This window comes from Snuella lapsa (genome assembly GCF_039539345.1).
GTDB classification, from domain to species: Bacteria; Bacteroidota; Bacteroidia; order Flavobacteriales; family Flavobacteriaceae; genus Snuella; species Snuella lapsa.
The window spans coordinates 35,291-49,639 of the sequence record NZ_BAABCY010000013.1 but is presented as its reverse complement, the minus strand read 5'-3'; the positions used below and the strand labels follow the sequence as shown (position 1 = coordinate 49,639).

Annotated in this window: 11 protein-coding genes; 7 read left to right on the top strand and 4 right to left on the bottom strand. The window is 37.1% G+C overall.

Going from position 1 to position 14,349, the window contains the following annotated elements; translation table 11 throughout:
* Window positions 1–84: 84 nt before the first annotated feature.
* The 4 genes from ABD792_RS01875 to ABD792_RS01860 all read left to right on the top strand — a co-directional run bounded on the left by ABD792_RS01875 (window position 85) and on the right by ABD792_RS01860 (window position 6,121).
* Complete coding sequence (locus tag ABD792_RS01875; protein WP_345004024.1) at window positions 85–984, top strand: DMT family transporter; 900 nt, start codon at window positions 85–87, stop codon at window positions 982–984.
* Window positions 985–1,111: 127 nt separating this feature from the next.
* Entirely contained in the window at window positions 1,112–2,974 is a 1,863-nt protein-coding gene (locus tag ABD792_RS01870; protein ID WP_345004023.1) for a DNA topoisomerase IV subunit B, read from the top strand.
* Window positions 2,974–3,450 carry a hypothetical protein gene (locus ABD792_RS01865; protein WP_345004022.1) on the top strand — a complete coding sequence of 159 codons (477 nt, stop codon included), beginning with the start codon at window positions 2,974–2,976 and terminating at the stop codon, window positions 3,448–3,450. The genes ABD792_RS01870 and ABD792_RS01865 overlap by 1 nt, the downstream gene beginning before the upstream one ends.
* A 7-nt stretch (window positions 3,451–3,457) precedes the next feature.
* Window positions 3,458–6,121, top strand: a complete 2,664-nt coding sequence (locus ABD792_RS01860; RefSeq protein ID WP_345004021.1) for a DNA gyrase/topoisomerase IV subunit A — start codon at window positions 3,458–3,460, stop codon at window positions 6,119–6,121.
* Window positions 6,122–6,132: 11 nt separating this feature from the next.
* On the opposite strand, the gene ABD792_RS01855 is transcribed toward ABD792_RS01860, so the two are convergent.
* The 3 genes from ABD792_RS01855 to ABD792_RS01845 form a co-directional block, all read right to left on the bottom strand.
* Complete coding sequence (locus ABD792_RS01855; protein WP_345004019.1) at window positions 6,133–6,591, bottom strand: DoxX family protein; 459 nt, start codon at window positions 6,589–6,591, stop codon at window positions 6,133–6,135.
* Window positions 6,592–6,677: 86 nt separating this feature from the next.
* Window positions 6,678–7,244: a Crp/Fnr family transcriptional regulator gene (locus ABD792_RS01850; RefSeq protein WP_345004017.1), complete on the bottom strand. Its 567-nt coding sequence runs from the start codon at window positions 7,242–7,244 to the stop codon at window positions 6,678–6,680.
* Window positions 7,245–7,312: 68 nt separating this feature from the next.
* Window positions 7,313–7,792, bottom strand: a complete 480-nt coding sequence (locus tag ABD792_RS01845; protein WP_345004016.1) for an outer membrane beta-barrel protein — start codon at window positions 7,790–7,792, stop codon at window positions 7,313–7,315.
* A gap of 147 nt (window positions 7,793–7,939) precedes the next feature.
* On the opposite strand from ABD792_RS01845, the gene ABD792_RS01840 reads away from it, so the two are divergent.
* Window positions 7,940–10,867 carry an FAD-binding and (Fe-S)-binding domain-containing protein gene (locus ABD792_RS01840; RefSeq protein ID WP_345004015.1) on the top strand — a complete coding sequence of 976 codons (2,928 nt, stop codon included), beginning with the start codon at window positions 7,940–7,942 and terminating at the stop codon, window positions 10,865–10,867.
* On the opposite strand, the gene ABD792_RS01835 is transcribed toward ABD792_RS01840, so the two are convergent.
* The gene (locus ABD792_RS01835) at window positions 10,859–11,707 is read right to left on the bottom strand and encodes a UDP-2,3-diacylglucosamine diphosphatase (RefSeq protein ID WP_345004014.1); all 849 of its coding nucleotides are present in this window, start codon (window positions 11,705–11,707) and stop codon (window positions 10,859–10,861) included. The two genes, ABD792_RS01840 and ABD792_RS01835, sit on opposite strands and share 9 nt — an antisense overlap.
* Before the next feature lie 245 nt (window positions 11,708–11,952).
* On the opposite strand from ABD792_RS01835, the gene aroC reads away from it, so the two are divergent.
* A complete protein-coding gene (gene aroC / locus ABD792_RS01830; RefSeq protein ID WP_345004013.1) occupies window positions 11,953–13,017 on the top strand; it encodes a chorismate synthase in 1,065 nt (354 codons plus the stop codon).
* Between the two features lie 4 nt (window positions 13,018–13,021).
* Window positions 13,022–14,332, top strand: a complete 1,311-nt coding sequence (locus ABD792_RS01825; protein WP_345004012.1) for a dicarboxylate/amino acid:cation symporter — start codon at window positions 13,022–13,024, stop codon at window positions 14,330–14,332.
* Window positions 14,333–14,349 lie beyond the last annotated feature (17 nt).

Here is a 14,349-nt window from a genome sequence, read left to right as displayed (position 1 = left end):
GCCATCCTCAGTTTTTAAGGTTGAACGTTGTAATTTATGTAAGTTGTAGGTAATTCCATAAATGCATAGAACTACTTTTGACGCATGAAATTTAATAAGCGATTTGTTTATGGTGTATTAATAGGTATTTTAGGAGTAGTGTTGTTTTCTTCTAAAGCAGTTATGGTAAAAATGGCCTATCAATATCAAATAGATGCCTTAAGTATATTGTTACTGCGTATGTTGTTTTCGTTTCCTTTTTACGTGCTAGTAGCTTTACTTTACAGGAAAAGAGGGCAGTCTACCTATGTTACTCCAAAAGACTATATGTGGGTGTTCCTTTTTGGTTTTGTAGGATACTATTTGGCTAGCTATTTCGATTTTGTTGGTCTTACCTATATTAAAGCCAGTTTAGAGCGTATCATCTTGTTTTTATATCCTACGATCGTTTTATTATTGAACAAGGTGTTTTTAAAACAACCGATAACAAATATTCAGGCAGGTGCCATTGGCTTGACCTATCTGGGCATTGTTGTTGCATTTTGGGACGAGGTGGCGGTTTCTGGAAATGACACTTATATTGGAGGTATTTATATTTTGCTTAGTGCCATTACGTATGCAGCTTATTTGGTAGGGAGCGGGTGGTTACTTCCCAAATTGGGCGTTATGAGGTTTACAGCCTACGCCATGATCGTATCTTGCTTTTGTGTATTCGTACATTACAGTTTAATTATAGATGTGCCACTTTGGAATTACCCATGGCAAGTATATCTTTTAGGAAGTTTGATAGCGCTTTTCGCTACGGTTATTCCATCTTTCTTAGTGTCGGCATCCATAAAAATGATTACATCGTCCAATTTTGCCATTGTTGCAGGGATTGGTCCAATTTCTACCATAGTTTTAGCAGCTGTTTTTTTGAATGAGCATTTAACCATGCTTCAATTGTTTGGAGCGCTGGCTGTTATTGTAGGGATTTGTTTCGTTTCTTTAAAAACAAAGCAGTAAAGTAGGTTTTATTTGGTGTTCTCAACATAAACAGTGCTATATTGTTAATTATTTTGTCCAAACGCTGTTTCATTTTTTATAACGTTGTATTATATTAGCGTTCTATCATAAAATTTTTCTCAATTCTATGTCTGTACAATCCAATTACACCGAAGATAATATACGCTCTCTTGACTGGAAAGAACATATCCGAATGCGACCGGGAATGTATATTGGTAAACTGGGAGATGGATCGTCGCCAGATGATGGTATTTATATCCTTTTAAAGGAGGTTTTAGATAACTCTATTGACGAATACGTGATGGGAGCTGGTAAGACCATTGAAATTTCTATTCAGGGGTCTAAAGTAACGGTGCGTGATTATGGCCGAGGTATTCCATTGGGAAAAGTAGTCGATGTTGTTTCTAAAATGAATACAGGAGGTAAGTACGATTCGAAAGCCTTTAAAAAATCGGTAGGGCTTAATGGAGTGGGAACAAAAGCAGTAAATGCTTTGTCATCTTACTTTAGGGTTGAATCCACACGTGAGAGTCGCTCTGCGTCGGCTGAATTCGAGCAGGGCAATTTAATCAACAAAGAATTATTAGATGAAACTTCGCGTAGAAAAGGAACAAAAGTGTCTTTTGTTCCCGATTTAAACATTTTTAAAAACTACAAGTTTAGAAGCGAGTATGTTGTTAAAATGCTTAAGAACTATGTCTACTTAAATCCCGGTTTAACTATCGTTTTTAATGGAGAGAAGTTTTACAGTGAAAACGGACTAAAAGATTTATTAAGTGAAAACATTAATGAATCAGACTTATTATACCCTATAATCCATTTGCGTGGCGATGATATAGAAATAGCGCTAACCCATAGTAAAACACAGTATAGTGAAGAGTACCACTCCTTTGTAAATGGACAAAATACCACACAGGGAGGAACACATTTAAATGCGTTTAGGGAAGCTTTGGTAAAAACGCTTAGAGAGTTTTATGGTAAGAATTATGACGCTTCCGATATTCGGAAGTCGGTAGTAAGTGCTATTGCAATCAAGGTCATGGAACCGGTATTTGAGAGTCAGACCAAGACCAAATTGGGGTCAACAGACATGGGAGGCGATTTGCCAACCGTTCGCACCTATGTTAACGATTTCGTTAAAACGAACCTCGATAACTATTTGCACAAAAATCCGGAAGCAGCTGAAAAGATACAACGCAAAATATTACAGGCAGAGCGTGAACGTAAGGAGCTATCTGGTATTAGAAAATTGGCAAGGGATCGTGCCAAAAAGGCTAGTTTGCACAATAAGAAGCTGCGAGACTGTCGCGTGCATTTTGGGGATACAAAAAACGAACGCAATTTAGAAACCACTTTATTTATTACAGAGGGCGATTCGGCGTCAGGAAGTATTACCAAGTCTCGCGATGTGAATACCCAAGCCGTTTTTAGTTTAAAAGGAAAACCTTTAAACTGTTATGGCTTAAGCAAAAAAATTGTGTATGAAAATGAAGAATTTAATTTATTGCAAGCCGCTTTAAATATCGAAGAGTCTTTAGAAGATTTGCGTTATAATAATGTTGTAATAGCTACCGATGCCGATGTGGATGGTATGCATATTCGATTGTTGCTTATCACATTCTTTTTGCAATTTTTCCCTGAAGTGATAAAAGAAGGGCATTTGTATATTTTACAAACACCTTTGTTCCGTGTAAGAAATAAAAAGGAAACTATTTATTGCTATTCCGAAGAAGAGCGTCGAACGGCTATAGAAAAATTAAAACCAAAACCAGAGATTACCAGATTTAAGGGGTTGGGTGAGATTTCTCCAGATGAATTTAAACATTTCATTGGAGATGACATCCGCTTAGATCCTGTTATGTTAGATGATAACATGTCTATTGAAGAATTGTTGGCTTTCTATATGGGAAAAAACACGCCATCAAGACAAGAGTTTATTATTGACAACTTAAAGGTAGAATTGGATTTGATTGATGAAGACAAAAATTAATGCGTACCAATAATGGAAAAATAAGAAATGTTATCATTTCGGTATATTTTATACTAATTGTGTTGGCTATCGTTATGTCGACCGTTTTTAGTGCATTTAAAAATATTACCGGCAACCCAACACTCACGTTTTTATTGTTTTTATTTGGTTTCATCGCTTTGTTTTTCATAGTGCATGCTATTTCTAAATACTTTGAATATGACAGTGATGGGATGAAAGTCGTATTAATTAACAGGGGCTTGTTGCTTTCAGATTACTTAAATTATAGAGAGTTTAAAGTTGAGTTTGAAAAACAACAATTAGTATCTTATAAAATATATAACTACCTTGTTTTTAAAAGTTTGGTGTTGCACATAAAAAATAATCGAGGTGGGACGAAACGTGTACACTTTAACGTTACTTTAGTGAGCAGGAAAAAGCGCAAATATATAAAGCAATCATTACGGAAAATGGTGAAGGCTAACAGAAAAAAATGAATAGTTGATGATAGAAGAAAACGACGATTTGATTAACGACCAAGACGAACCACAAGAAACCATTACTCGGGTAACGGGTATGTATAAAGATTGGTTTTTGGATTATGCATCGTATGTTATATTAGAACGTGCCGTTCCAGCTATTGAAGACGGTTTTAAACCGGTGCAGCGACGCATTATGCATTCCATGAAAGATTTGGATGACGGTCGCTATAACAAAGTAGCTAATATAGTAGGACATACTATGCAATACCATCCGCATGGTGATGCAAGTATTGCAGATGCCATGGTGCAAATAGGGCAAAAGGATTTGTTAATAGACACTCAGGGTAACTGGGGGAATATTCTAACGGGCGATGGTGCAGCCGCATCACGATATATAGAAGCCCGTTTATCCAAATTTGCTATAGATGTTGTATACAACCCTAAGATAACCGAGTGGCAGGCAAGTTACGATGGGCGTCGTAAAGAACCGATAAACCTACCCGTAATGTTCCCATTGTTGCTGGCTCAAGGCGGAGAAGGAATTGCTGTTGGACTTTCAACTAAAATACTCCCACACAATTTTATAGAACTTATAGATGCTTCTATTAAACATTTGCAAGGTAAAAGGTTTACAATTCTTCCTGATTTTCCAACTGCTGGAATTGCCGATTTTTCCAATTATAATGATGGCATGCGTGGTGGAAAAGTACGCGTCCGCGCTAAAATATCACAGCTAGATAAAAATACCTTGGTAATTACCGAGTTGCCTTATGGGACAACAACTTCTTCTTTAATCGATTCTATTTTAAAAGCTAACGACAAAGGAAAGATAAAGATCAAAAAAATTGAAGATAACACAGCCGCACAAGTGGAAATATTAGTGCATTTGCCATCTGGGTTATCGCCAGATAAAACCATCGATGCACTATATGCTTTTACAAGCTGTGAGTCCTCCATTTCACCTTTAGGCTGTGTTATAGAAGACAATAAGCCTTTGTTCATTGGGGTTAGCGAAATGTTGCGTCGCTCGACCGATAATACTGTAATGTTGCTAAAAAGTGAGTTGGAGATAAAACTGGGAGAGCTTGAGCAACAGTGGCATTTTGCTTCTCTAGAACGTATTTTTATTGAAAATAGGATTTATAGGGACATCGAAGAAGAAGAAACCTGGGAAGGTGTTATAAAAGCAATCGATACAGGTTTGAAACCACACACAAAACACCTGAAACGTGCAGTTACAGAAGAGGATATTGTGCGTCTTACAGAAATCCGTATCAAGCGTATTTCAAAATTTGATATCGATAAGGCACAACAAAAAATTGATGCTTTAGAAGAGGAAATAGCCCAGGTAAAACACGACTTAGCACATATTATTGAGTATGCCATTGCATATTTTAACAGACTCAAAAAGGAGTATGGTGAGGGGCGTGAACGTAAAACGGAGATCCGTACGTTTGACGATGTAGATGCTACTAAGGTGGTGATTAGGAATACAAAGTTATATGTAAATAGGGCTGAAGGCTTTATTGGCACCTCCTTACGTAAGGATGAATATGTTTGCGATTGTAGCGATATAGATGATATTATCGTTTTTACAAAACAAGGTGTTATGATGGTAACCAAAGTGGACACCAAAACCTTTGTGGGTAAAGACATTATTCATGTGGCGGTATTTAAAAAGAAAGACAAGCGTACCATTTACAATATGATTTATAGAGATGGTAAAAGTGGACCTTCCTATATTAAGCGATTTGCAGTAACAGCCATAACCCGTGATAAAGAATACGATTTAACCAATGGGAATAAAGGTTCCGTAGTCTTGTATTTTTCAGCCAACCCTAATGGGGAAGCAGAAGTAGTTACCATATTGTTGAGACAAGCAGGTAGCATTAAGAAATTAAAATGGGATATCGATTTTGCAGATATTTTAATTAAAGGACGTGTTTCTAAAGGGAATTTAGTTACTAAATATTCTATAAAACGTGTAGAATTAAAAGAAAAAGGTGTTTCAACCCTAAAACCACGTAAGATTTGGTTTGACGATACAGTACAACGCTTAAATGTTGATGGCCGAGGTGAGTTGGTAGGAGAATTTAGAGGCGAAGACCGTATTCTTATCATCAGTCAATCGGGTGTGGCAAAAACAATTATACCAGAGCTTACCGCTCATTTTGATGATGACATGATCGTTCTTGAAAAGTGGATTCCCAATAAGCCCATTTCAGCGATTTATTACAATGGGGAGAAGGAACTGTATTATGTGAAACGCTTTTTAGTTGAGAACGAAGGCAAAGAGGAAACGTTTATCTCAGAGCACCCTAACTCGGTTCTAGAAGTGGTTTCTACTGACTGGAAACCTGTTGCAGAGGTTGTTTTTGCTAAAGAACGTGGTAAAGACAGGAAAGAAAACTTAGAAATTCGTTTAGAGGAATTTATTGCGATAAAAGGTATCACGGCTTTAGGTAATCAATTAACGAAAGATAAAGTTAACCAAGTTAATTTATTGGATCCAATTCCGTTTGAAGCCCCAGAACAAAAACACGCCGACGACATTGATGTTGTTGATGAGGAAACAGTCTCAAAACCAGTCGACTCAGAATCTAAAAATTCGGATACCATAGCCGTAGAAATTACAGGTAGTAACGATACCGATACGGATAGTGAAGGACAAACAACCTTATTTTAGGCATGTTAGAATTACTGAGCCTGTTTTAGTGTTGACATGTAAACCCAAACAATAAAAAATACTTGTAGGGGTATGCGAAACCATAAATAGGTTACCCCATGACCATCGTTGGCTCCAGTTTGGTAATTTATATGGTGCATTGCGGCTTTAATGTTAGCAGGTAAGATTGCTATGAAGAAAATAATTAAAGCCCATCTGGTCAATGCCCTAATATTAGGATAAAATAAGGCAATAGCAAAGACTAATTCCAAAACGCCTGTGGCAAAAACTATTTCGGTTTTTAAAGGGAAGAAATCGGGAATGATTGCTTTCATGCCATCAATGAACATGAAATGTCCAATAGCAGTAAAAGATAACATGGAAGCCATAGCGACTCGGCCAGCCAGTCGGTAGTCAGTAGTGTTTCTTGCTAATTTTAAAACAGTAATAGCGATAATAAATGTGCCTAATAAAACAATTAATGGTTTCATCTGTTTGTAATTTTTTAATTAACATAAATCTTGAAAATCTATTTTACAAAGATCCATGTTAGCGCATTTATTACAATGAACCCAAGTTAAGAAATCCGCTTCCTAATTCTGCTTAATGCTTGGGGCGTTACACCTATGTACGAAGCAATATATTTTAAAGGAACATGTTTAATAAGCTCTGGTCGTTCAGAAAAAAGATTTGCATAGCGTACTTCTGCAGTTTCGTTTAAAAGTGATAACTCTCTTTTTGTTTTTTTTAAGTATAGGTCTTCACAGGCTTTTCTTCCAATAGTGTTGCCAATTTGAGTAGTGTCGTATATAATTTGGAGGTCATTATAAGTTAATCTCCAAAGTACAGTATCCTCAATGGTTTCTACAGTATAAGTACAAGGTGATTGCGTTAAAAAGGAGTCGTATGCGCTTACAAAAGCATTTTGGAAAACAAATCCAAAAGTAAGGTCTTTGTCTGCGTTTGGTACATAGAAGCGAATAGAGCCTTTTTCAATAAATGATAGATACCGTTCAGTATCTCCCTTTTTCAAGAGAACCGTTCGTTTTGGGAACTTTTTGCACACTAGTTTTGATGCAAATATTTGCCAATCTTGAGGTGTTATATTGAAATTCTTTTCAAAATGTTTTCGTATTTGTTCCAAAACTTATGCTATTTAGGGTATGAAAAAAGCGCCCTAAAGGCGCTTTTTGTTATATATAATGTGTGTGTTTAAAATTGGTATCTAATACCTAAGGCTATATCAAAATCTAAATCATCATTGAAATCGCCAAAGCCAATTTCGGGTCTAAAATCAAGCGAAAGCATCAATGGGATTTCAAAGCTGTATTCAATACCAATGTCGCCAGCCGCAAAGAAAAATGTCTCTGAGTCGCTATAGGTTGGAGTATCTACATCGAAAGACCCTAAACCACCACCGGCGCCGACATACCAGTTAAAATCACCATCTAGTGGGAATACCCATTGGTATAAACCAGCTAATTTAAAACCATCATAGTTTTTTCCGTCACGCCAGCCTAAATCCACTTCCAAACGGTTGTTGTCTCCCAAGGCACGTTGGTACGAGATTTCGGCTCCAAAGCCATCGCTGTCTCCTAATCGTAAACCAAGGGCGTTTTCAGAAATACTTTGCGCATTAGAACTAATAGCAAAACCAATTAAAGCTATTGACAATAAAAATAAATTTCTCATAAATGTTAAGTTTTGTTTTTATTAATATATATACGATCTTTTTTAAAAAAAAGATTATTTTAAGTTCAGCTTATTTTTACAAAAATAACGCCAAAAATGTATTTATATTTAACTTCTCGTTAGAATTATAAATATTTTTATTGAACTATGATATTATCCGCTCATTTACAGGAGTTAAGTAAAACGCTTTCAGGAGAATTATTTTATGATGAGTTGTTGAAAACAATTTACGCTACCGATGCATCGGTATATAGAATGTTGCCTTTAGCAGTTGCTTACCCTAAAGATAGGGAGGATATAAAGCTGTTAATTGACTTTGCTAAAAAACACGACACCTCATTAATTCCCAGAACGGCGGGCACTTCCTTAGCAGGACAATGTGTGGGTAAAGGTATTGTTGTAGATGTATCTAAATATTTTACAGAGATTATTGCTCTAAATGAAAGGAAGCAAACCGTTACGGTACAGCCAGGTGTGGTACGTGATGCCCTAAATAATTATTTAAAGCCATTTGGACTCTTTTTTGGCCCCAACACCTCTACATCTAACAGGTGTATGATAGGAGGGATGGTAGGCAATAACTCTTCTGGGTCTACATCAATACAGTATGGCGTAACGCGTGATAAGGTTTTAGAAATGCAAACTGTTTTAAGCGATGGTAGTGAAGCGACTTTTAAAGCGGTTTCAAAATCGGAATTCCATAAAAAAATAGAGATGCCTAATTTAGAAGGACAAATTTATAAAACGATTTACGCCCAATTGCAGCCGGAAGCAGTCCATAAGCAAATTGAGGGCAATTTTCCAAAGCCAGAAATTCACAGAAGAAACACGGGGTATGCTATAGACGAACTTGTTAATACAGAAGTGTTCAAGCCTGCCTGTGCAGATACTATGTTTAATATGTGTAAGTTATTGTCCGGAAGTGAAGGAACCTTGGCTTTCACGACAGAAATCACCTTAAAACTTGATATACTACCACCTTCAGAAAATATAATGGTAGCAGCACATTTTCGTAGTATCGAAAACTGTTTGAATGCTGTTGTGCCTGTTATGCAGCACGATTTGTATGCTTGTGAAATGATGGATAAAACCATTCTGGATTGTACCAAACATAATAAGACACAAGAAGAAAACAGACAGTTTTTGGAAGGTGACCCTGAAGCGATCCTAATGTGTGAGGTGAAAGCTGAAACCAAGGAAGAAGTACAATCTAAAGCCAATGCTTTAATTAAGACTATTAAAGAGACAGGCTTGAGTTATGCGCACCCACTGCTTGTTGGGGATCATGTAGATAAGGCTAATAATTTGCGCAGTGCTGGTTTGGGGCTATTGGGAAATATCGTTGGGGATAAAAAAGCTGTGGCGTGTATCGAAGACACGGCTGTACTAGTAGAGGATTTGGCAAGTTACATTTCGGAGTTTACAACCTTAATGGAAAAACACGGACAAAAGGCAGTGTATTACGCGCATGCAGGGGCTGGGGAGATACATCTACGGCCTATTTTGGATTTAAAGAAGCATAGCGATGTTGACCTGTTCAGAAAAATAACCACAGATGTCGCACATTTGGTGAAAAAGTATCAGGGGTCTATGAGTGGAGAACACGGCGACGGTATTGTAAGGTCGGAATTTATACCTCTAATGATAGGTCAGGCGAATTACGATATTTTAAAACATATAAAAATGGCCTTTGATGGCGGAGTTATTTTTAACCCCGGTAAAATTGTTGATGCTTTCCCAATGGACAAAAGCCTACGTTATGAGACCGATAGAAAGGAGCCTAAGATTGATACATTAATGGATTTTTCGGCATCGCTAGGTATTTTAAGAGAAGCCGAAAAGTGTAATGGTTCTGGTGATTGCAGGAAACTTCCAGAGTTCGGTGGTGTTATGTGTCCGAGTTATCGTGCTACCCGTAATGAGAAAGATACCACACGAGCACGAGCCAATGCTTTAAGGGAATTTTTGACTAATTCAAATAAGGCTAACAGGTTTGATCACAAAGAGCTTAAAGAGGTGTTCGATTTATGTCTTAGTTGTAAAGCTTGTGCAAGTGAATGTCCGAGCAGTGTGGACGTAGCAAATTTAAAGGCCGAATTCCTGTACCAATACCAGAAGGCAAACGGAGTGTCTTTACGCACAAAACTATTTGCTTATAACAATACACTAAATCGTTATGGTAGCTGGTTCCCTAAGCTTACAAACTTTGTCTTTAAGAATACCGTAACAGCTTCTTTATTGAAAAATGCAATGGGAATAGCAAAGGAAAGAACGCTGCCTTTAGTGTCATCTCATAGTTTAAGTAAGTGGTTTGAATCGTTTGAAAAACAAAAGGTTGGTGAAAAATTCATCAAGTCGGTTTATCTGTTTAATGATGAGTTTACTAACCATTTAGATACAAAAATAGGTAAGGATGCTATTTTGTTGTTAACTGCATTAAACTATAACGTTATTATTTTAGAAAATGATGTATCTGGGCGCACTTTTTTGTCAAAAGGCCTGTTAAAACAAGCTAAAGCAGTCGCTAATAAAAATGTTGCTGTTTTTAAGGATAAGATTTCGGCCGAATCACCTTTATTGGGTATTGAGCCTTCAGCTATTTTAACGTTTAAGGACGAGTATTTAAAATTAGCAGACGATAAACAAGCGGCCAAAACTATTGCAAAGCATACACTATTAATTGAGGCGTTTTTGCAGCAGGAAATGGCAATTGGTAATATTAAACCCGAGCAGTTTACAAAGAAGGAGGAGCAAATTAAATTTCACGGACATTGCCATCAAAAGGCTATGGGGAATCAATTGTCTAGTTTTACCGTTTTAAACTTCCCCGAGAATTACAAGGTTACCATTATTCCTAGCGGTTGTTGTGGTATGGCAGGAAGTTTTGGGTACGAAAAGGAGCATTATGAGGTGAGTATGACTATTGGGGAACAAACCTTGTTTCCAGCTGTTAGAAAAGCATCAAACGATACTATAATAGCAGCAAATGGTACAAGTTGCAGGCATCAAATTAAAGATGGTACGCAGCGTGAGGCTTTGCACCCTATAACCATATTAAAAAATGCCTTAGCCTGATTTTTTTTGCTGTTGATCAACAATAGTTATGGCCGCGATTAAATCTTTTATTTCCATAGCCTTTACGTCTTCATCAACATAAAAAGGGGCAAGTTTATCTTTGTTGAAATTATATATTTTCCAACGTTTGAATTGGTATTCTAGTGCCGTGAAATTTTCTACCCAATCTCCCGAGTTTAGGTACATGGTCTTTCCGTGTTTGTTTTCTCGGTACATCATTTTGGGCTGATGTATGTGTCCGCAAATCACATAATCGTAGTCATTTTCTATGGCCAGATCAGAGATAACCGTTTCGTAATCATTAATGTATTTTATAGCACCTTTTACACCATCCTTTACTTTTTTTGACAAGGAGCGCTTTTCCTTCCCCATACGTTCCAAGCACCAATTAATGCAGCGGTTTAAAAGTATAAGTAAGTCATATCCATACCCCCCTAGTTTAGCCAACCATTTGGCGTTTTGAATGGAAATATCGAATACATCACCATGAAAAAACCATGCTTTTTTCCCGTCCAATTCAAGAACCAGTTTATCTACAATAGAAAGATTGCCTATGTTAGTGTCACTAAACTTGCGTAATACTTCGTCATGGTTTCCAGTAATATAGATAATCTCAACACCGTTAGCCGCCATGTCTATAATTTTTTTGATTACCTTAAGGTGTGATTTAGGAAAGTAACGCTTATTAAATTGCCAAACATCAATAATATCACCATTTAGGATCAGTTTTTTAGGAGTGATACTGTTTAAATAGCTTAATAAGTGTTTGGCATGGCATCCATAGGTGCCTAAATGGACATCGGAAATAACGGCGATTTCTATTTTACGTTTTATTTTCAAAATGTATCAAGTTTTTGTAAATATCGCAGACATATATTATTTAGGGGTTACCTTACAATTATCTAACTGTGAGTATATTGTTAAATAAATGTAATGTCCTTAGTTCTGTTTGGTTATTTTACTTGTATTTGATCTAAAAAAAGAGACTTGCAGTGTTACCTTTGTTATAGATGGCTTCAAGAAATTCTTAACTTTCATTTTCGTATCTCTAAGAATAGATTTACTTTAGCGTCAAAAATTTATTTATGGCAGGGAATTCCTTTGGTAAATTATTTACATTAACAACTTATGGTGAATCGCACGGAAGTGCTTTAGGAGGCGTTATAGACGGTTGTCCAGCTGGGATTGATGTTGATATAGAGTCTATTCAACAAGAATTGGATAGAAGAAGACCGGGACAGTCTTCAATAGTGACACAACGAAAAGAACCAGATACGGTAAAATTTCATTCAGGGATTTTTGAAGGCAAAACAACAGGGACTTCGATTGGATTTGTTATAGAAAATACCAATCAGAAATCACACGATTATTCACATATAAAAGACAGCTACAGACCAAGTCATGCAGATTACACCTACGATAAAAAGTATGGTATCCGTGATTATAGGGGAGGAGGCCGTAGTTCTGCACGCGAAACAGCTTGTAGAGTAGTAGCTGGAGCTTTGGCAAAGCAAATGCTAAAGGATATTAAAATAAGTGCCTATGTTTCTGGTGTTGGGACTATGAAGCTAAATAAGCCTTATACAGAGCTTGATCTTACTCAAATAGAATCTAATATTGTTCGTTGTCCAGACCAAACTATGGCAAAGGATATGGAGGCTTATATTAAAGAAGTACGCAGTAAAGGTGATACCGTAGGAGGTATTGTTAGTTGTGTTATTAAGAATGTGCCAATTGGATTAGGAGAACCTGTATTTGATAAATTACATGCAGAATTAGGTAAGGCCATGCTATCCATTAATGCCGTGAAAGGATTTGAATATGGTAGTGGTTTTGAGGGGAGTACCATGTATGGCAGTGACCATAATGATGCTTTTAACAACGATGGTACAACAAAAACCAATTTTTCTGGAGGTATTCAAGGAGGTATTAGCAATGGCATGGATATCTATTTTAATGTAGCGTTCAAGCCTGTGGCCACGCTTATCCAGAAATATGAAACGATTGATAAAGAAGGAAATACGGTCGAAATGCAAGGTAAAGGACGCCATGACCCTTGTGTGGTGCCAAGAGCGGTGCCTATTGTCGAAGCTATGGCAGCATTGGTACTTGCAGATTACTACCTTTTAAATAAATTATCAAAAATATAATTCCATGAAGAAGCTCGCATTACATTGGCAAATATTATTAGGAATGGCTTTAGGAGTCGTTGTAGGTTTAATAATGACCAAATTTGATGGGGGCAGGGAGATTATTCAAGATTGGGTTAAACCTTTTGGGAATATATTTATTAATGCTTTAAAATTAATAGCCGTTCCGTTAATATTGGCCTCACTTATTAAGGGTGTATCAGACTTAAAGGATATAGCCAAACTTTCAAAAATGGGAGGGAGGACGATAATAACTTATATCATTACAACCGTTATAGCGGTTTCTATTGGTTTACTGGTCGTGAATGTTGTTCAACCGGGAAAATCGATAACAGAAGCAACCCGGACAGAACTAGTTGAAAGCTATAAGGGAGATGCTGATAAGAAAATATCGGCAGCTGAAAAACAACGGAAAGCAGGGCCTTTACAAGCTCTGGAAGATTTAGTCCCAAGTAATATTTTTAATGCGGCCAGCGATAATGGCAATATGCTTCAGGTTATATTCTTTGCCATCTTTTTTGGTTTGGGGTTGATTTTGATTCCTGAAGAGAAGGCAAAACCTGCAAAGCAATTTTTCGATAGCTTTAACGAGGTTATTCTAAAGCTTATCGATTTAATAATGCTAGCAGCTCCATATGGCGTATTTGCCCTATTGGCTGCATTGGTTGTTGAATCGCCAAGTGCCGATTTATTTAGTGCCTTGGGGTGGTATGCCTTTTGTGTGGTATTGGGATTGGCGATGATGATTGTCGTTTATGCAATAATCGTTCTAGTCTTTACGGGGAAAACACCAAAATTCTTTTTTAATGGTATTGGACCAGCGCAGTTACTGGCATTTTCAACAAGTAGTAGTGCTGCAACGCTTCCAGTAACTATGGAACGGGTAGAAGAGCACCTTGGCGTAGAAGAAGAAGTAACCAGTTTTGTGTTGCCCATTGGAGCGACAATTAATATGGACGGAACCAGTTTATATCAGGCTGTAGCAGCAGTGTTTATAGCGCAAGCTTTTGGTATGGATTTGAGCTTGGGTGTACAACTAGGTATTATTGTTACGGCAACATTAGCTTCCATTGGAAGTGCAGCTGTTCCAGGTGCCGGAATGGTTATGTTGGTTATTGTATTGGCCCAGGCAGGTATACCCGAAGCTGGTTTGGCATTGATATTTGCGGTAGATAGACCTCTTGATATGTGCAGAACGGTGGTTAATGTTACTGGTGATGCATCGGTATCGATGCTTGTAGCCAAATCAGTTGATAAGCTAGGAGAGCCCCATGTTAGAAACTGGGACGATAACTATAAAAAAAGAAATGATTAGGCATAAAGTCCTTTGTT

Bases quoted from the DNA above. Each gene is read 5' to 3' on its own strand.
- ABD792_RS01875 (WP_345004024.1), top strand. From the start codon at position 85: ATGAAATTTAATAAGCGATTTGTTTATGGTGTATTAATAGGTATTTTA.
- ABD792_RS01870 (WP_345004023.1), top strand. From the start codon at position 1,112: ATGTCTGTACAATCCAATTACACCGAAGATAATATACGCTCTCTTGAC.
- ABD792_RS01865 (WP_345004022.1), top strand. From the start codon at position 2,974: ATGCGTACCAATAATGGAAAAATAAGAAATGTTATCATTTCGGTATAT.
- ABD792_RS01860 (WP_345004021.1), top strand. From the start codon at position 3,458: ATGATAGAAGAAAACGACGATTTGATTAACGACCAAGACGAACCACAA.
- ABD792_RS01855 (WP_345004019.1), bottom strand. From the start codon at position 6,591: ATGAAACCATTAATTGTTTTATTAGGCACATTTATTATCGCTATTACT.
- ABD792_RS01845 (WP_345004016.1), bottom strand. From the start codon at position 7,792: ATGAGAAATTTATTTTTATTGTCAATAGCTTTAATTGGTTTTGCTATT.
- ABD792_RS01840 (WP_345004015.1), top strand. From the start codon at position 7,940: ATGATATTATCCGCTCATTTACAGGAGTTAAGTAAAACGCTTTCAGGA.
- aroC (WP_345004013.1), top strand. From the start codon at position 11,953: ATGGCAGGGAATTCCTTTGGTAAATTATTTACATTAACAACTTATGGT.
- ABD792_RS01825 (WP_345004012.1), top strand. From the start codon at position 13,022: ATGAAGAAGCTCGCATTACATTGGCAAATATTATTAGGAATGGCTTTA.